This is a genomic window from Pseudomonas sp. R11F (assembly GCF_050312575.1).
GTDB classification, from domain to species: Bacteria; Pseudomonadota; Gammaproteobacteria; order Pseudomonadales; family Pseudomonadaceae; genus Aquipseudomonas; species Aquipseudomonas palleroniana.
The window spans coordinates 228,076-246,614 of sequence record NZ_JBNPJU010000065.1 but is presented as its reverse complement, the minus strand read 5'-3'; the positions used below and the strand labels follow the sequence as shown (position 1 = coordinate 246,614).

General features: G+C 57.0%; 16 protein-coding genes. 10 read left to right on the top strand and 6 right to left on the bottom strand.

Translation table 11 applies throughout. From position 1 onward, the window contains the following. The first annotated feature begins 32 nt into the window (after nucleotides 1–32). A complete protein-coding gene (locus ACQRBV_RS19665) occupies nucleotides 33–365 on the top strand; it encodes a hypothetical protein (protein ID WP_060752518.1) in 333 nt (110 codons plus the stop codon). Here ACQRBV_RS19665 and ACQRBV_RS19660 read toward each other — a convergent pair. After that, nucleotides 358–1,971 carry an ATP-binding response regulator gene (locus ACQRBV_RS19660; protein ID WP_411984310.1) on the bottom strand — a complete coding sequence of 538 codons (1,614 nt, stop codon included), beginning with the start codon at nucleotides 1,969–1,971 and terminating at the stop codon, nucleotides 358–360. The genes ACQRBV_RS19665 and ACQRBV_RS19660 overlap by 8 nt on opposite strands. 111 nt (nucleotides 1,972–2,082) lie before the next feature. Here ACQRBV_RS19660 and ACQRBV_RS19655 point away from each other — a divergent pair, with 111 nt between their 5' ends. From ACQRBV_RS19655 to ACQRBV_RS19625, 7 genes are all read left to right on the top strand, one after another. Then, on the top strand, nucleotides 2,083–2,685 hold the full coding sequence (locus ACQRBV_RS19655) for a LuxR C-terminal-related transcriptional regulator (RefSeq protein WP_161549767.1): 603 nt from the start codon (nucleotides 2,083–2,085) through the stop codon (nucleotides 2,683–2,685). 108 nt (nucleotides 2,686–2,793) lie between these two features. Continuing rightward, nucleotides 2,794–4,125, top strand: coding sequence for a flavin-containing monooxygenase (locus tag ACQRBV_RS19650; protein ID WP_411984311.1), 1,332 nt, complete (start codon nucleotides 2,794–2,796; stop codon nucleotides 4,123–4,125). A gap of 25 nt (nucleotides 4,126–4,150) precedes the next feature. Beyond that, nucleotides 4,151–4,561 (top strand): RidA family protein, encoded by a 411-nt coding sequence (locus ACQRBV_RS19645; RefSeq protein ID WP_060752514.1) that lies wholly within the window; start codon nucleotides 4,151–4,153, stop codon nucleotides 4,559–4,561. Between the two features lie 11 nt (nucleotides 4,562–4,572). Next, the gene (locus ACQRBV_RS19640) at nucleotides 4,573–5,250 is read left to right on the top strand and encodes a DUF1028 domain-containing protein (RefSeq protein WP_411984312.1); all 678 of its coding nucleotides are present in this window, start codon (nucleotides 4,573–4,575) and stop codon (nucleotides 5,248–5,250) included. Then, nucleotides 5,247–6,392, top strand: a complete 1,146-nt coding sequence (gene argE / locus ACQRBV_RS19635; RefSeq protein ID WP_411984313.1) for an acetylornithine deacetylase — start codon at nucleotides 5,247–5,249, stop codon at nucleotides 6,390–6,392. The genes ACQRBV_RS19640 and argE overlap by 4 nt, the downstream gene beginning before the upstream one ends. A gap of 201 nt (nucleotides 6,393–6,593) precedes the next feature. After that, nucleotides 6,594–7,013 (top strand): hypothetical protein, encoded by a 420-nt coding sequence (locus ACQRBV_RS19630; protein WP_411984314.1) that lies wholly within the window; start codon nucleotides 6,594–6,596, stop codon nucleotides 7,011–7,013. A 138-nt stretch (nucleotides 7,014–7,151) separates the two neighbouring features. Continuing rightward, nucleotides 7,152–7,532: a hypothetical protein gene (locus ACQRBV_RS19625; RefSeq protein WP_411984315.1), complete on the top strand. Its 381-nt coding sequence runs from the start codon at nucleotides 7,152–7,154 to the stop codon at nucleotides 7,530–7,532. A gap of 48 nt (nucleotides 7,533–7,580) precedes the next feature. Here the strand turns inward: ACQRBV_RS19625 and ACQRBV_RS19620 are convergent, their stop codons facing one another. Beyond that, nucleotides 7,581–8,492, bottom strand: coding sequence for a LysR substrate-binding domain-containing protein (locus ACQRBV_RS19620; protein WP_060752510.1), 912 nt, complete (start codon nucleotides 8,490–8,492; stop codon nucleotides 7,581–7,583). A gap of 255 nt (nucleotides 8,493–8,747) precedes the next feature. Here ACQRBV_RS19620 and ACQRBV_RS19615 point away from each other — a divergent pair, with 255 nt between their 5' ends. Further along, complete coding sequence (locus ACQRBV_RS19615) at nucleotides 8,748–10,163, top strand: purine-cytosine permease family protein (RefSeq protein ID WP_411984316.1); 1,416 nt, start codon at nucleotides 8,748–8,750, stop codon at nucleotides 10,161–10,163. Nucleotides 10,164–10,230: 67 nt separating this feature from the next. Here ACQRBV_RS19615 and ACQRBV_RS19610 read toward each other — a convergent pair whose 3' ends face one another. The 4 genes from ACQRBV_RS19610 to ACQRBV_RS19595 all read right to left on the bottom strand — a co-directional run bounded on the left by ACQRBV_RS19610 (nucleotide 10,231) and on the right by ACQRBV_RS19595 (nucleotide 16,914). Then, nucleotides 10,231–11,787, bottom strand: a complete 1,557-nt coding sequence (locus ACQRBV_RS19610) for a methyl-accepting chemotaxis protein (protein ID WP_411984415.1) — start codon at nucleotides 11,785–11,787, stop codon at nucleotides 10,231–10,233. A gap of 377 nt (nucleotides 11,788–12,164) precedes the next feature. Then, nucleotides 12,165–15,284: a DEAD/DEAH box helicase gene (locus ACQRBV_RS19605; RefSeq protein WP_411984317.1), complete on the bottom strand. Its 3,120-nt coding sequence runs from the start codon at nucleotides 15,282–15,284 to the stop codon at nucleotides 12,165–12,167. Next, nucleotides 15,274–16,086 carry a Hachiman antiphage defense system protein HamA gene (locus tag ACQRBV_RS19600; RefSeq protein ID WP_411984318.1) on the bottom strand — a complete coding sequence of 271 codons (813 nt, stop codon included), beginning with the start codon at nucleotides 16,084–16,086 and terminating at the stop codon, nucleotides 15,274–15,276. Before ACQRBV_RS19600 ends, ACQRBV_RS19605 begins: the two co-directional genes overlap by 11 nt. Before the next feature lie 360 nt (nucleotides 16,087–16,446). Further along, nucleotides 16,447–16,914 carry a metallophosphoesterase family protein gene (locus tag ACQRBV_RS19595; protein WP_411984319.1) on the bottom strand — a complete coding sequence of 156 codons (468 nt, stop codon included), beginning with the start codon at nucleotides 16,912–16,914 and terminating at the stop codon, nucleotides 16,447–16,449. Nucleotides 16,915–17,310: 396 nt separating this feature from the next. On the opposite strand from ACQRBV_RS19595, the gene ACQRBV_RS19590 reads away from it, so the two are divergent. Further along, on the top strand, nucleotides 17,311–18,234 hold the full coding sequence (locus ACQRBV_RS19590; protein WP_411984320.1) for a hypothetical protein: 924 nt from the start codon (nucleotides 17,311–17,313) through the stop codon (nucleotides 18,232–18,234). Nucleotides 18,235–18,539 lie beyond the last annotated feature (305 nt).

Here is an 18,539-nt window from a genome sequence, read left to right as displayed (position 1 = left end):
AAAAGCCATAACAACCCCAAGGAAGATCCATCATGAAACTCCACGCTCCCCTGACCCGCCTCGCCCTGCTCGGTACGTTGATTATCGGTGTGGCCGGTTGCAGCAATATCAAGCCCACCGAAGACCATCTCAAGACGCTGTCGGAAACCAACCTGGGTGAGCCGGTCAAGCGTATCTCCAATGTGCGCAATGACTCCATGACGACCTATTACATCGCCAGCACCGCCAGCGGTGATTACAACTGCTCCGTGCCCAGCGGTGCCAGCGGCGGCATGTTCGCCGTGGCCAGCTTCGGCATGATGAAGCCGGCCGCTTACTGCCAGCCCAAAGGGGCTCGCGGCAATGGCTTGGTGCCGTTCAACTGATCACCGCCTGCTGGCTAAGGTCGCGCAGGGCGCCGCGCAGTTCCGCGGGGCGTACCGGCTTGGACAGAATCGCGATCTGGCGGTCGTGCAACGCGGCCTGGATTTTCTCCACATCGTGCCCGGTGAGGATCAGCGCCGGGACCGCCCAGCCGCGTTGCGCCCGCAAGGCGTCGATGCACTCGATACCGGTGGCATGGTTGCCCAGGTCGTAGTCGGCGACGATGATGTCGCAATCGCTGACCAGGTCGCGTCCTGACAGTTCGGCCTGTACCTCGCAGTCCCAGCGCTCCAGCAGCGCCTGGGTCGCGAGCAGCACGTTCTGGTCATCTTCCACCAGGCACACTTTCAAACCGGTCAGCAGACCGGCCTGTCGCGCATCATCACGGGGTGCCGGGGTCTGCGGTGCGGTCGCCAGGGTCAGGCCGTACAGGCTCACGGAGGTGCCATGGCCCACCCGCGAACGCAGGTTCACCTGCACGCCCATCAGTTGCCCCAGGCGCTTGACGATGGACAGCCCCAGGCCCACGCCTTCGACGTCTTTGTCCCGGCGGTGGCGCACCCGGTAAAACTCCTCGAAGACCTTGGACAGATGCTCCTCGGCAATCCCCCGGCCCCGATCATGAATCTCCACCGCCAAGCCACCTTGACGAATGCGCACGCCGATCAGCACTGGCCGATGCGCGCCGTATTTGAAGCAGTTGGACAGCACGTTCTGCACCATCGTGGCCAACAGCGCAGGGTCTACCAATACCCAGTGAGCACACGGCCGCAAGCGCAGTTCCACACCGGCCCAACGCGCGGCCTCGGCATTCTGGCGCACCAGGTCGGCCAGAAACTCGCCCAGGTTCACCGGCTGGTACTTGGGCAGCAGGCGGCCGTTGTCGAGGGTGTAAAGGTCGAGAATCGAACGGAACAATTGCGAGACGTTGAGCAGCGAACGGTCGATGTTATCCACCAGCCGCCGCTCTTCATCGCCCAGGCGCGCTTCACGCAGGCACGCGGTGAACAGGCCGATGGAGTGGATCGGCTGGCGCAAGTCGTGACTGGCCTGGGCGAGGAAGCGGGATTTTTCCAGGTTGGCGGCGATGGCCTGTTCAGACGCCTTGCGCGTGCGCTCCAGCAGGATATGCGCGTACACCGGGATCACGGTGCTGGTGATCATCAGCATCAGCACCATGAAGGGTTGCGCCTGCCACACCGGCGTAAGCCGATACACGATCAGCAGCGCCAGCAACGCCAATGCCGTGGCGATCGCCAGGTAGCGCGAGCCATAGCGCATGCCATTGCCCAGGTTGACCCACACCATCACCGCATACAGCGGCAGCGCCGCCTCGCCCCCCACCACCATGCCGAACGAGGTGCCGGTGTAGTCATGCACCATGCCGAAGATCCGCCGCGCCGGGTAATGCCCGGGCCAGCGCACGATGACCTGGCGCAAGGCGATGGATGCCAGCAGGAACACAAGGATGTAGAGAATGACCGGCAGGTAGGTGTCCACCGACTGCCCGGGCAGGAAGCCCAGCGCGCCGATGTATACGATAGCGATGCTGGCAACCACAATTCGCAGGTTGGCCTGGTCGAGTTCGGAGTTGGTCTCATGACTCATGCACTACGTCCTTGTCGTCACGTTCAGCGTATCAAGGGGACTGAGCGGGCATCCCGCCCGGTGGTAAAGTAACATGCCTCAGCAACGTCGTGCCCCAGGAAGGAGCCCACCATGACAGGCCGGATCATCATTGCCGACGACCACCCGATGTTTCGCGAAGGCATGGCGCGCACGGTACAACGGCTGCTGCCCGGCGCCGTGATCCAGGAAGCCGGCGACCTGGACGCGGTGCAAGCCTTGCTGCTGGATCCCGGCGAGGTCGATACGTTGATCCTCGACCTGCGCTTCCCCGGCCTGACCTGCATGAGCCAACTGGCCAAGCTGCGCCAGCAACTGCGCCGCACCACCCTGGTGGTGGTGTCGATGGTGGATGACCGTGAGTTGATCGAACAGGTCATGGCGCTGGGCGTCGACGGTTTTATCGGCAAGAACATTGCCCCGGATGAAATCGGCCAGGCGTTGCTGGCGATCCGCGAAGGCGAAGTGCTCGTCAAGTTCGCCCCCTCCGGCCTGCTGCCGCTGGACACCCACACCCTCACCCCGCGCCAGCAGGAAGTGCTGCGCCTGATCGCCCAGGGCAAGACCAACAAGGAAATCGCCAAAGCCCTGGCTATCTCGCCGTTTACCGTGCGCATTCATGTGTCGTCGGTGCTGCGCGCACTGGATGTGCCGTCGCGTGCGGCCGCAGCGGTGAAGTATTCGGGGGAGTTCTAGGCGCTTGACGATGCACAGCCGCGCCCGCCGGCTGCATCCGATATTTATGCTCAATTCCCAGCTTAATAATATTTTATTAAAAACCGCCCTCCCCCTAGCCTTGAAGTCATGCCCAAGCTGAATCCAACTGCATTACGCAAGGACAGACACATGACTCAAGCAATAACAACAATAGACACGCTGGTGGTGGGAGCCGGTCAAGCCGGCGTCGCCATGAGCGAGCACCTGAGCAAGCAAGGCGTGCCGCATCTGGTGCTGGAGCGCAGCCGCATTGCCGAGCGCTGGCGCACCGGGCGTTGGGACTCGTTGGTGGCCAACGGGCCGGCCTGGCATGACCGTTTTCCCGGGCTGGAATTTGATGACGTGGCCGCCGACGGCTTCGCCCCGAAAGAACGCGTTGCCGCCTACTTCGAAGCCTATGCCCGCAAGTTCAATGCGCCGATACGCACCGGTGTCGATGTGCTTTCTGTGGTGCGCAACGTGGGCCGCCCCGGTTTCACCGTGCACACCAGCGAAGGGGTGATCGAAGCCAACCGTGTGGTGGCGGCGACCGGGCCGTTCCAGAAGCCGGTGATTCCGGCGATTGCGCCCAAGGACACCGAGCTGCATCAGATCCATTCCGCCGACTACCGCAACCCTGCGCAACTGCCGACAGGCGCCGTGCTGGTGGTGGGGGCCGGTTCGTCCGGCGTGCAGATCGCCGATGAATTGCAACGCTCCGGGCGCCAGGTGTACCTGTCGGTCGGCGCTCACGACCGCCCGCCGCGTGCCTATCGCAAGCGTGATTTCTGCTGGTGGCTGGGGGTGTTGGGCGAGTGGGACCAGGCGGCGATGAAACCCGGCCGCGAGCACGTGACCATTGCCGTCAGCGGCGCCCACGGCGGCAAGACCATCGACTTTCGCGAGCTGGCCCAGCAAGGCATGACCCTGGTCGGCCTGACCCAGTCCTTCGACGGCAACGTCGCCCGCTTCCAGGCCAACCTGGTGGAGAACCTGGCACGTGGTGATGAGAACTACCTGGCCCTGTTGGATGCGGCAGACGCCTATATCGAGCGCAACGGCCTCGACCTGCCGGAGGAGCCCGAAGCCCGCCGCGTGTTCCCCGACGCCGAGTGCATTCAGCACCCGATCCTGGAACTGGACCTGGCCAAGGCCGGCATCACCTCGATCATCTGGGCCACCGGGTTTGCCGTGGACTACAGCTGGTTGAAAGTCGACGCGTTCGACGCCGCCGGCAAGCCGCAGCACCAGCGCGGTGTGGCCAGCGAATCGGGTATCTATTTCCTCGGGTTGCCGTGGCAGTCGCGCCGGGGTTCGTCGTTCATCTGGGGGGTGTGGCACGACGCCAAATACGTGGCCGACCACATCGCCATCCAGCGCCAATACCTTGAATACCGCGAAGCCGCCCCGGTGGCTCGCCCGTCCCCTGTCAGCGCCTGATCACTTTTTTGCCGGAGTCTTTTTGATGCCTACTCACACTCGCATCCGCATGTTCAACACCAAGCAAACCTACCCCAACCAGAGCCTGGACAACGACCTGTGCCAGGCCGTGCGCGCCGGCAACACCGTGTATGTGCGCGGCCAGGTGGGCACGGATTTCGAAGGCAACCTGATCGGCCTCGGCGACCCGCGAGCCCAGGCCGAGCAAGCCATGCGTAACGTCAAGCAGTTGCTCGAGGAAGCGGGCTCCGACCTGTCGCATATCGTCAAGACCACCACCTACCTGATCGATCCGCGCTACCGCGAACCGGTGTACCAGGAAGTCGGCAAGTGGCTCAAAGGAGTATTCCCGATTTCCACCGGGTTGGTGGTGTCGGCCCTGGGTCAGCCACAGTGGTTGATGGAAATTGACGTGATCGCGGTTATCCCAGAGTAAGGAGGCAACCCATGACCTTTTCCATCGTTGCCCGCTGCGCGGACACCGGCCAGCTGGGGATCGCCATCAGTTCCTCGAGCATCGCCGTAGGCGCCCGTTGCCCGTGGCTGCGGCCCGGTGTCGGCGCGGTGTCGACCCAGAACATCACCCTGCCGGCGCTCGGCCCAGATGTACTCGACCTGCTGGAACAGGGCCTCGCACCGGCCGACGCCCTCGACAAGGCCCTGACGAGCAACGGCTACAGCCAGTACCGGCAACTGACGGCGATTGATCACCTGGGGCGCAGCGTACATTTCAGCGGCAGCGAAACCCTCGGCACGCACAATGCCGTGTCACGCGAACAGTGTGTGGCGGCGGGCAATATGCTCGCCGATCGCGGTGTGATCGAGGCGATGGTCATGGCCTTTGAACAGAGCGAAGGCCAATTGGCGGACCGGTTGCTGGCGGCAATGCACGCGGCCATCGCCGCCGGTGGCGAAGCCGGCCCGGTGCATTCCGCTGCGCTGGTGGTGGTGGGTGAGCTGACCTGGCCGATCATCAACCTGCGCGTGGACTGGGCCGATGAAGCGCCCATCGTTGAGCTGCAAAAACTCTGGGACGCGTACCGCCCGCAGGTGCAGGACTACATCGACCGTGCGCTCGCCCCTGATCGCTCACCCGGCTACGGCGTGGCCGGAGATGACCGATGAGCCACAGCCGCGCATTGCTGCAAACGCTGGTGGGGTTCGACACCACCAGCCGCGAATCCAACCTGCAGTTGATCGAGTACGTACGTGATTACCTGGCCGGTTTTGGCGTGGTCTGTGAGTTGATCTACAACGACGAACGCAGCAAGGCCAACCTGTTCGCCAGCATCGGCCCGGTGGAACTGCCGGGGATTGTGCTGTCGGGGCATACCGACGTGGTGCCGGTGGATGGCCAGCCCTGGAGCGTACCGGCGTTTGCGCTGACCGAGCGCGACGGCAAGCTGTTTGGCCGGGGCACGGCCGACATGAAGGGCTATATCGCTTGCGTGCTGGCGCTGGTTCCGGCGCTGGTCCAGGCGACATTGCGCAGGCCGGTGCACATCGCCCTGTCGTATGACGAAGAGGTCGGTTGCCTGGGCGTGCGCTCGCTGCTGGCGCTGCTGGAACAGCGGCCGGTCAAACCGATGTTGTGCATCATCGGCGAACCGACGGAACTGAAACCGGTGCTCGGCCACAAGGGCAAGCTGGCCATGCGCTGTGATGTGCACGGCGAAGCCTGCCATTCGGCGTATGCGCCCTACGGCGTGAATGCCATCGAGCACGCCGCCGACCTGATTGGCGAACTGGGACGCATCGGGCAACGCCTGCGCGATCAACAAGACCCAAGGTTTGATCCGCCCTTCAGCACCGTGCAGGCCGGCGTGATCAGCGGCGGCAAGGCGCTGAATATCGTACCGGCCGACTGCCGGTTTGACTTTGAGGTTCGCGCACTGCCCTCCCAGGATCCGGCCGAGGTCGCACAAGCCCTGCAAGCCTACGCCAGGCAACAGGTGCTGCCACGCATGCAGGCGGTGAGCGCGCAGAGTGACATCCGGTTTACCGCGCTGTCGGCTTATCCGGGGCTGGTCACCGATGAGCGCAGCCAGGCCGCGGAGTTGATTGCCGCGTTTTGCGGTTCACGGGCCTTCGGCACCGTGGCATTTGGTACCGAAGGCGGGTTGTTTGATGCCGTGGGCATTCCCACCGTGGTGTGCGGGCCTGGGAGTATGGACCAGGGGCATAAGCCGGATGAATTCGTAAGCCTGGAACAACTGGCGGGCTGCGACGCAATGCTGCAACGGATGCTGGACTCGATCCGCGCTTGAGCCGGACACAGCCCTCTCCCCCCTCCCGGCCTGACACATTCGAACAGGCCTGGCGCCGGATATTGCCTACTACGTTGTGGCTGTCCGGCGCTTTCGCTGTAAAAACTTATCCTCCTGCAAAGATGAAATGTTCCGCCACATTTGGTGAGTTATCGCCTGGAACCGAAGGAACTTAATGACCACCCATGAAGGCAGTCAAACTTGACTGGTTATACCCTGATCAACTTACAGGTACTTATCATGAGTAGTATTTCATCTTCGCTATCCGCTCCACGGCTGGATACAGATGCCCAAGTACGTGCCGTGCGCTCAAGTGAAGTGCACCCTCAATCAACCTCCCGCCAATTCACCGTACACAAAGAAGACCATGCCGACGCCGTGGACTTTTTTAACGATGCCGCAAACTGGAACCGGGTCACAGTCAACCAGGAATACGATCAGTCGTTCGTAGCTGACTTTGGCGAAGGGCGGAAAACCTACCATACAGTCAAATTCAGCTTCGAACCGGACCAGGCGGACGGCACCTTCAGCCCTGATTATTTGAAAAGAATGGAAGGTGCAAACCGAATGTTCGAAGGTCGAATGAGAAGTGCGGGCATTACCAATTATGCCGCTGTTTAGTAATGCTCTAGCTATCTAAAAAACACTAAACCCAATATCAAAACCTTCAACTTGCAGACTTTTGATCTGCCAGTTGATCGCCGATACTTTTTATTTAACTTTCGCTTCATCAACTCTCAACACAGCCACGGGTATTATATGAACAGCATTCAATCCTTCCTGTATTCAAACACCCTTCAAGCGGCGCCGGAAGCATTGCGCCTGCGCCCCGAACCCAATACGCCGGACAAAGAATCCAACCGCATCACCGTAAGAAAAGAAGACTTCGCGAGGGTCATCGATCTGCTCTCTGAAGCCGCCAGGCGCCACGGCACCCAAGTGACCATCGGGCAGCCGGAGTCGAGCAAACTGGATTATGGCGATGGGGCAATTGAATCAGAGACCTTCACCTTCAGCTTCCACCCTGACCAAGCCGATGGCACCTATAGCCCCCACTATCTGGAAAGCGTGAACAAAACCAACCAGTTGTTTGAAGACTGGATGCGCGTGGAATGCATCAGGAACTACGCGCCTGAATAAAGACCCGCGTTGTTGATCGTTCCCGCGCCCGGCGCGAGAACGATCCTGTCAGCCAAGCAGCCGCGCCAGCTCCTCACGGCAGTAATCAACAAACAACTGCACCGGCTTGGTCAACGGTGCGCGCCGCAGCCATACCGCCGACAGGCCCGACCCGGTGACCGTCTCGGCCAACGGCACACACACCACCTTCTGCCCGTCATAGGCGTACTCGGAATACGGCTTGGTCACCAGGATCGAAAAGCCGAACCCCCGGCCCACCATGCCCCGCACCATCTCGATCGACGGCGAGCTGAACACGATATTCGGCGTCAGCCCGCGCTCTTCAAAGATGCTCACGAAGTAGGTCCGACTGGGCAGCACATCGAGCAAAATCATCGGCTCCAGCACCAGGTCCGCCAACGACACCTTGGCCTGCTGCGCAAAGCGGTGATCTGCCGGCAACAAGGCATACGGCTGTTGCGGCGGCATCAATGGCGTCGTCTCGATGGTGCCGCCCAGGTCATGCTCGAACAGCATCGCCATATCGATACTGCCCGCCGTCAACGCCTGCACCAGCTCTTGTTGTTCACCGTCGCGAATGCGGATTTCCACCCCCGGCCAACGCGCTTTGAAGCCTGCGATCAAGCGCGGCAGATACAACGGCGCCACGGTTTCAAAGCAGCCGATATCGATCTGCCCCGCCACTACGTCATTGTCCGCCAGGGCGTTCTGCTCGAACTCATGGGCCACCCGCAACAGCTCCAGCGCCTTGCGATAAAACCGCGCGCCGCTGGGTGTGAGCGACACCCCCTGCGCGTGATGGCGGATAAACAACTGCACGCCAAAGCTGTCTTCCAACTGCTTGATGGCGGTGGACACCGACGGTTGCGCGATATACAGCTTGCGCGAGGCCTCGGCGACGCTGCCGCATTCTGCCGTGGTTACAAAATATCTGAGCTGGCGCAGGTTGTAAGCAGCCATCAGAACCTCCAGAAACGTGGGATTTCGCCCCAAACAAGTGCGTAAAAATCGGCTTTTTTACGAGGATTCAAGTGCATGCAACATACCGGAGCAGAATCCGCCGCGAGCTATATTTTTTAAGGTCTATAGCAACAAACTTACTAATTTACCTCCCTGCGCCCATTGCAGATGATCCCTCCAACAACAAAGAAAGCGCCTCTCCGTGCGGCGCACAGCGAAGTACGTCAACGTACTCACCTTGCCTTGGAGCTCGTCATGGTCACCACTGCAACATCCTCCGCCCCGCTTATCGAAAAACACACGATTGGATACGTGCCCCCGGAAGATCGCCACGGAAAGGTAAGAGACCTGTTCACCCTGTGGTTCGGCGGCAACATCGCGCCGTTGCCGATCGTCACGGGTGCGCTCGGCGTACAACTGTTTCACCTGAACCTGCTGTGGGGCATTGTCGCCATCCTCATCGGCCACCTGGTCGGCGGCGTGTTGATGGCCTTGCATTCGGCCCAGGGCCCGCAGATGGGCATCCCGCAAATGATCCAGAGCCGCGCCCAGTTCGGTTCGCTCGGCGCATTGCTGGTGGTGGTGATTGCCGGCGTCATGTACGTCGGCTTCTTCGCCTCCAACATCGTGCTGGCGGGCAAGTCCCTGCACGGCGTGGTCGACAGCGTACCGGTGCCGGTGGGCATCGTGATCGGCGCGATTGGCTCCGGCGTGATCGGCATTATCGGCTACCGCTTCATCCACGTGCTCAACCGCATCGGCACCTGGGTACTCGGCGCCGGCATCGTGCTGGGCTTCGGCTACATCTTCACCCATGTGCAGACCGCAGACTTTCTGACCCGTGGTGAATTCAACCTGTCCGGCTGGCTGGCGACCGTGTCGCTGGCGGCGCTTTGGCAGATCGCCTTTGCCCCCTATGTGTCGGACTACTCCCGCTACCTGCCGGCCGACGTACCGGTGGCGTCGACCTTCTGGACCACCTACCTGGGCTCTGCACTGGGCTCCAGCCTGGCCTTCATTTTCGGCGCCGTGGCCGTGCTCGCCACCCCGGTGGGCATGGACACCATGGACGCCGTCAAGCTCGCCACCGGCGCCATCGGCCCGTTGATGCTGGTACTGTTCCTGCTCAGCGTCATCAGCCACAACGCCCTCAACCTGTACGGCGCGGTGCTGTCGATCATCACCCTGGTGCAGACCTTCGCTTACCGCTGGATACCGACCGCCAAAAGCCGCGCGGTGATCTCGGTGCTGGTGCTGGCCGCGTGTGCGATTGCCGCCGTGTTCGCCTCCAAAGACTTCATCGGCCACTTCGTCGACATGGTGCTGGTATTGCTGGTGGTGCTGGTGCCATGGACGGCGATCAACCTGATCGACTTCTATGCGATCCACAAGGGCAAGTACGACATTGCCTCGATCTTCCGCGTGGACGGCGGCATCTACGGCAAGTACAACCCACAGGCGCTGCTGGCCTATGCGGTAGGCATCGTGGTGCAGATTCCGTTCATGAACACACCGCTGTACGTAGGACCTATTTCCGAGCACATCAATGGCGCGGACCTGTCCTGGGTGGTGGGGCTGCTGGTGACGTCGCCGCTGTACTTCTGGTTGGCGAGCCGGGACAGCGCGTATAAGCGCCGCATGGAGGGGGGCAAGTTGGTCGGCGGGATCTGACGTGCGCAGGCTTGGCGATAGGTCACCTGTCGCCAAGCCTGCTTACACTTCATTCAAAAAAACCGCGTCACACTACAAAGCGATTGACCAACTGATTCAGGTTGATCGCCAGTTTTGACATTTCACCGCAGGCACTCGCGGTCTGGCTGGCCCCCGCGGCGCTCTGGGTGGCCAACTCGCGAATACTGACCAGGTTGCGGTCAACCTCACGCGCAACATGCGACTGCTCTTCGGAGGCCGTCGCGATCAACAGGTTACGCTCGTTGATCTGCACAATCGCCGTGGAAATCTGATCCAGCGAAGTACTGGCCTCTTGCGCCACACCCAGTGATTCAGTCGCCAGGTCCCGGCTCGTGTTCATCGCCTTCACTGCCAGGTCCGATTCGCTCTGGATGCCGGCGATCATTTGCTCGATTTCCTGGGTCGACACCTGGGTGCGATGGGCCAAAGCCCTGACTTCATCAGCCACCACCGCAAAACCACGACCTTGCTCACCGGCGCGTGCCGCCTCGATCGCGGCGTTCAACGCCAACAGGTTGGTCTGCTCGGCAATCGCCCGAATCACATCGACCACTTTGGTGATGCTCTGCGCACGATCCGACAACCCCTGAATCTGCTCGCTGGTGTTTTCAACGTTACCGTTGAGCTTCTGGATCGACTGCAGCGTCTGCGCCACACGTGCCAGACCGACCTCGGTATAGCCCTGGGTACGCTTGGACTCTTCGGATGCCGACTCCGCGTTGCGAGCGACCTCATCCACCGCCGCGCTCATTTCGGTGACCGCCGTGGCCGCCTGATTGACCTCATCATTCTGCGCCACCAGGCCCCGGCTCGACTCCTCCGTGACCGCCGTCATCTCCTCAGACGCCGAGGCCAACTGAGTAGACGAATCGGAAATCTGCATGATGGTACTGCGCAGGTTCGCCTGCATCTGCGCAAGCGCCTTCAACAAACGCCCGGCCTCATCCGTGCCGCTGACCAAAACCTCCTTGGACAGATCACTGCCGGCGATACGCTCCGCGACCGTCAAGGCATCATTGATCGGCGAGGTAATGCTTCGGGTCAGCAACAGCGCCAACCCCACCGTCAGCACGATAACCCCGGCAATCAGCCCCACGATCAGCCAAAACCCGTTGTTATAGACACTGGTGGAATACCACCCCGCCTCCGCTGCGCCATCATTGTTGAAAGTGGTCAACGCATTGATCTGCGTCTCCATCGCATCAGTCAGGGGCCGAATACCACTCCTCACCAGGCCGACCGCGCCCTCCAGGTCACCCTGGCGCATCAACGGCTCGAGCAGGTCCAGTTGACGAATGTACGCCTCGGCGCTGGTTTTCACCGCCGTGTATAACGAGCGCTCTTTATCGCCTCCAACCAGAGGCTCGTAATTCGCCACGGCTTCGGTGAACGCCTTGCGGTAACCGGGGAAGGCTTCAAGAGTTTTTTGAATGGACGTGGGGTCAGCCAGACCCCGCTGCGTTTCAAGCCTCAAACGCAGGACCGTGCTGTTCATCAACGCCGTTTGTCGGACGCTGGCCATCCAGTTGAGTTCGACGTCCTTTTCGGAATCCTTCAGCTTGCCCATCTGCATGACTGCGAATACGCCCTGCACAAAGACCAGCGCAATGATTAACGCGAAAAAAAGCGCAGCGCGTGGGGCTACGTTGAGATTTCTGAGGCGCATGCGGGATACCTGTTTTTCGAGGGGGGTGGTGGCGTTCAACACTGTATCGACTTTGGGGGGGAAAGTTTGAGGGTGGTGGGTGGTCGGGTAACGAGCTTGTACAAACCGTTGCTCAGCGATGGATTTTTTGCCCGAGAGGCTGGGCGGTGATCTCGGTTACGGCAGTGGCGTGTGCGATGGGCAAGGGGGAAATGGTGGCAGTTGAAAAGCGGTGAGCGACTTAGGCGGCTATCGGCCAAAATCGGACGCTCTATTTTATCTGCTAAAGAACCGGAAAAACTCTTTAAAAATGCCTATTAGACAGGGCTGTTCAGTCAAATAAATTTCGGCAATGAAAATGCACTAGGCAATCTTGACAGCGCTTCCTTTAGAACTTGCTTGTTGTTTTTTAACACTTTGTAGTCAATGATATTTTTGTTTTCTCGAACGCTTTCCAATTGCTGGCTGATCAATTTGCACACCTCTCTGTCAGGGAATCCTTGCCCATGTATCCAGATTTTGAATTCGTCTGACAAACCGAGTTTCAGCTGACTTTGAAGCAATCTGGCATGGTTAAGCAATGTCTCATTCAAGGCCTTGCCTTCGACAATGTCGCCGACAGCCCCAACTATTAACATCCCATCATAGGAAAGAGCAGAACAGAAATCTACAATATGCTCTTGAGTAATCGAGTAATAAGTGCTTTTCGCCTTAATGGAAAAGTTGTTTAATTTTGCATAAGCCAGGATCTCTGAATAGCTTTTTTCACTGCACCATCGAGTGGCAATGTTTACCGCTTGTTCCTGCGGATAGAGATTAGAAACAATCTTATTTTTCGAAAACATAGTGATTAAGGGCCAGCATACTTCGAGAAAATCCTGAGGGGAATCACAAAATTCAAGCTCGAATAATTGAGACTCTATCCAATCTTCGATGTAAATAAGCTGATCAAGTCCAAGTAAGGTTCGTCCATAATAGGAGAATTTTTCTACAGGTATCACGATTAACCTCGAGTGGACGGCAGAAAACATTGCCACCAACTGATCTTTAGCGTCATCATCCGCAAGATGGTAAGCAAGAGTTTCGTAAGCGAGGTCTAGAAAGTATTCTGTCGACAACAAAGAGCTGTCGTCCTTCAAAGTTGACATGAAATAGCTTTCAATGGAATGAAGGACTTGCTCCTTTTTATCCAAGTCGTGCATCAGTTCAGTAAAGCTTTCCTCGGGGGTTCCGTTTTCCTCGCACCATTCGCGCCACAATAGTCTTTCACTAAGCGGGTTTGAGATGAAGTTGAGAACATCATTTTCACCTTTTGTCAAAGGAAGTGGTTGAATTACCTCCATCAAACTACTCATACACTCTTCAGCGTTATTAAAATTTAATATCTTGAGCGTTCTTTCCCATTTATCACGTCCTTTCCATAGAAAACGGTTGTCGTAAATTTTGGGGTCGGTAAAAATTATACTACCCTCAGTATGATAACCCGCCCGTCCAGCGCGACCAATCAGGTTTTGAAACTCCCGAGTGGAAATTTTTTTACCACCCTGCATTAGGTTTGAGATTAGAAGGTATTTGATTGGAAGATTTACACCTTGAGCGAGTGTCGAGGTGCATACGACGAGGTGTCCGGCTCCCTTGTCCATAGCCCATTCAACCGCGATCCTGAGACCATTTGGAATGGCTGAACTGTGAGGTAGGACTCCTAGAGGAATAGCTTCAGAAAAAATGTGCTGATCGGAAAAGTGTAGATGTGACAGAAACGCTATTTTCTGAAGTTCATCAGCATCTGAGACTGAGCTTGGCGCAGGAAGTGATAATCCTCGTTTGTACACATCTACAATAGTCGAACACAGACTAATGACTGTTCTTTTATCCCCGCAAAATATAGCTGTTGGCCCCTGCTGGCACAGTCGAAGCCCCAGATAGCAGGAAATTGACTGAACTTCGGCCTTTATTGGAAACAACCGAGCCTTGCTTTCTCTCCCTTGCAGTTTAAGATTTGACTGTTGGATTATCTTGGGGACATATAAGCCGCTGTCGCGTTTATTGTCTGGCCGGAGGTAACTCAGCTGGCCCATATCGTGAAACCAACTCAGAAAAGCTACACTTTTGATAGATGGCAGCCAATTACTACCCTGAATGCTTAGACTGGACTCTCCATTCAGCCAGTCGCCAATTGTTTCTGCATTAGACATAACCGCTGAAATCAAAACCTTTTGTGCCTTCTCGGGTATCGTTTTCTTCAGCGAAGCAATCAAGAGTTCGTAGGTTACCCCCCTTTTTCCACTATCAAATTGATGACCCTCGTCAAATATCAGCAAGTCAATTTTTTTGGCAAGAGAAGGTTCATGCCTAAGCAGGTAAACTAACTTTTCCGGTGTTGAAACAATTACAGTGTGATCATGTTTGCCTTTAAAATCCTCACCAAGTAAAAATTTAAGAAATTGCTGCTCATCCTCATCCAAATTTGTAACATCTCTAAGCTCGTTTATATTGACGGAGTCATTCTCAAACGATGCCATGAACCCCTGAGTAATTTCCCTACATAATGCACGGAAGGGGGCGACAATCACGGATAATTTTGCACGACCTGATAGAAATCCGCTCCGAATGATAAGCTCGATAGACTTAGTTTTGCCCGCACTAGTGGGCATTTGCATAACTGCCGACTCACCCTTCAGCACGCCTAGGCTTCCCACCAAACGTTGTGCAGGCCAGAACTCCTTTATAAATTTGTCGTTTGCGAGCGCTTGGTGCCAACGACTCTGTTCCAGTCCGGTGTATTTAGGTAGGCAGATCAATGACGAATTATTGATTTTTCTTTTAATTAGGGCAGTGATAGTGTCAGCCAGCAGCACCTCACGATCTGAGCCGCTCGCATAGACAGTGTTTCTGAAATCATTTAGCTCGTCTTCTACGTCTGATAGATCTGCCTCCATATTCATAAAAGCGCGATAAGCCATTGCTGTTCTGCGGACCTGCTGGTTATAGCATCCTGATGAAGAAACATTAAAATTTTCACTCAGCTCGGATTTTAGTAGCCACACTAAGAAGCTTTCGAGCCTACTGCCCGTTAGCTCTGACGGAGTTCTCGAAACTGCTTTAGCTAGAACCAATGAACTGCCTGGCATTTCGGCAAGATAATAAGCGGCCGAGCTCAAAATTTTTAGATACTCATCTATTTCGGTTGTCAGGCGAGACAGACTTAAAGACTCAAAAAACTGTCCAGCCAATACTAATTGTTGTTTCAATACTTGCTTATGCTCCTCGCGTTCATCTGATGGGCGGGATTCAAGTGCGGCCAACTCCCCGAGCACGCCAATCGTGAACACTAGCAATCGCTTAGGATCCTGAGGAAGATCAACGTGAAATTCCTCTTCGATTCCAAACTCATACTGTTTTGCTTTAGCACGTGTAACATCGAGAATTTCACGACCGTTATTTTCAAGCTTCATCTGCCGCCCTCCGATAAAGCTCGTGAATCAGTGACATCAGTTCAACCCCACTCACTATGAGTAATTCCAAGCTGTCGGCACTAGGGTGATTGCCAGCATCTGAGGTACATACTACGCTCTCATGTAGAGATGACGACGTGTAAACCGCTGCTGCGCCGTACTTGCGCTTGCAAGGATAATCAGGTTCGCGCTGGAAGCGCTCTATCAAGTCGACTCCATCAAAATCTTGTCGATCATATAACCTCTGACGCATGGCGTTTAAAGACTCTGCAATCCGAATTTCATCTTTGATGGAGTCATCAATTGCATTCTGAAGGACGTTAACTTTTGTCTTTTCAGTTGCTTTTGCTTTAACTTCAAATATTAACAGCTCATCCTTTTCACTGATTACGTTCGGATTTTTTTTGAACGCGATTACGTCTGACCCCTTGCTGGATTCATTCGCTACAACCTTCCGATCATAGCGTGTTCGAGGGACTGCGTAGTTTCTAATATATTGTAGGTAGTCAGCTATTAGGATCTCTGCAAAATCCCCGGCCCGAATACTCGGGCCTGGCGCAATTGATTCGCTGGGGAATTTTTCGGTGATCAAATATTCAGAGTTAGTCTTTGTGGGGTTTTTTAAGTATCGTAATTCTTGGTCGCTGCAGTAGTGACTTCTAAAATGCCTCGCCCAATCGGACATTATGGAAATATCTAATGCGTTATGGTTGAATCGATAAACTGGGATTGAGCGCCCACACGCCGAGGTATAGGTGCCATTGTGCTCAAGCCAGGTAAGATGGGCTGCCAGCGATGTCATTTCACGTCCTTTGTGTACGCCAGCATGAGACACTTCTCAACGACGCATGAAGTCATATTGCCATAACCCTTTAAGCTGTGCAGTGCTCGCTATCGCTTCTTCTACCGACGAGCAATCAGTCTCCACTAGCGTTCTCTTTCCCTAATCATGTAGCGCAGCGGTCATAACGAATCGTTGGTTCATCTCTGCTGGTGAGCGTTTCTCCCGCTGAGAAATAAATCAGTCCCCTTTCTTCCCCAACCGCTTCGAACCCGGATGGCGCCATGCGGTTGAACATTGCTCCCAACAAAACGCTGCGGCGGCTGGCGGTGCAGATTATGCGTGGGTTCCTTGTTCTGGGTCGGGGGAACCGTAGCGGTGTCAGCTGGGGGGATCCAGCAGGGAAATCAGGCGCGGATTGATGCTGTCGGGTTGTATCTCGAGAATCGCCAGCGTGACCGGCAATTTGAAACGCCGAGGGCCAGCGCTACCGGGGTTCACGTATAGACGATCGCCGTGCCATTCGATGCGAGGTTTGTGTGAATGGCCGGAGATGATGAGCTTTATGTCTGGATCTAGATCGGCGGGGACGTCGGCGATGTCGTGGACAAGGAGGGTGTGCCAGCCGTTGAGGGTGCAGGTCAGGAGGTCCGGGAGGTCTTTGGCCCATGGGCTGCTGAGATCATTGTTGCCGCGCACGGCGTGGACTGGGGCAATTTTGGCCAATTGGGCGAGGATGTCCGGATTGCCGATGTCACCGGCGTGGATGATCAAGTCACAGCCTTCGAGCGCGCCGATGGCTTCGGGGCGGAGGAGATTGTGAGTGTCGGAGATTAGAGCGGTTTTCATGGGTCAAATTTCCGTGGACGTTCCGGGTGGGAGTGACTGTTTTCGACCCAAAGCTGCAGTACGCGCACTGCACAAGGCGGTCGCGCCCCTTCCGGGTCAAGCTATCCGCATTTTTTCAGCAGCGGATAGGCATCGGCAAACTTCATAGCCGCCCCACCAAACGTTTCAACGTTGTCCTCGCCTTAAGGTGGCCTGGTCGCTGACAACTCAGGTTGGGCGTATTGCTGATGGATAAGTTGATGACGCACTAGGCGGCTATCAGCTAGACGCTTCGCTCACAAAAGGTCGCCGAGTCGTCTCAACCTATGCAAAAAACCGGCGACCTCTTGCATATATAGCCGGCGCAGGATCTTCTACAGGCTGTCCCCGTTTCGACCTCAAGAGCATGATGGGTCCATGAGAGATACCCCCTACACACTGTTCATGCGCTTTCAGACGCCCGACCCTGGCATTGCCCCACGCGAACAGGCGCCGATGCTCGCCCAGGAGCAAGCCTGGGCGCGGGAGCACGCGTGCAGGCACCGCTTCAGTTGGATCGAAGTGTTGGTGCCGCCGCTGTGCTTTGGCCCTGTGTTGCCGGGTATCGCGTTTTTACTGGGCCTGTTGCTCTATCGCTCGTTATTCGCCCCCGGCCTGGATATTGACCGGATCGTCGGAGCCTCCTTTGGCTGGCTTGCCCTCGCCACGCTGCTCTTCATGGCGGGCTGGGGGTTACGCAACTTCTTGCGCGATGCCCGCGACCCGACCAAACGCTACTGGCGGTCCATGCCGGAGCAAGGGTTGGTCGAGCTTGAGCACCATGGCCTGGTATCCGGCACCAGCCTGTGGTCCTCCGATTATGATCCGGACTGCAACACCCTCATGCAATGGGCAAACGGCAAGCTTGAATGCGTGCAACACAGCGGTGTAACGCAATGGGTCCTGGCCAGGACGACTGCGGGTCACTGGCTGGTGCTCAAGGAAGAATACGCGGGCAACTTCAACTATGGGCGGGTTGGCAAAATACCCACGCCGGACAAGCACATGCAGCCCTGGCAGGCACTGACGTTCGCCTTTGCCCCCGGCACCCACCTCTGTCTCGGCCGGCGTTTCAGCGGTGCGCCGATGCCATTGGTCGACACGCCGTATTGGCTGTCTGCCGATGAACTCAAGCGCCTTGTCGAGGTGGCCCATCACTGGGCCTTTTTACCCCCGGACCGTTACGCCGTGGTCAATCAGCAGGATGCCGAGTGGGTGCAACGGCTGGCGGACAAGGCGCAAGCCAGCGTCGGCCCCCGGCCGGACGAGACAGCCAGCAATCGGCCAGAAGCAGCCCTCTAGACCAACTTGTGGGTGCTCCTTCTGTGGCTGAATCTCCACCGGAGTAACACGCTGCAATTCGACGAACCCGACCACGATTATATCTTCGCGAGAAGCTGGAAACGGCAAAAGACGGGTCATCGTAACCTTCATATTGCCCATCACCGAATTCTCCGGCACTGGGCGCGACACTGTGCAACTGTGCAACTGTGCAACTGTGCAACTGTGCAACTGTGCAAGCGAACTCGACTTCTTCCTAGATCACATTATGTATGCGTTCACGTGGCTCTCCATAGTTCACGTAACTCGCTCGTGAACGCTGTTCC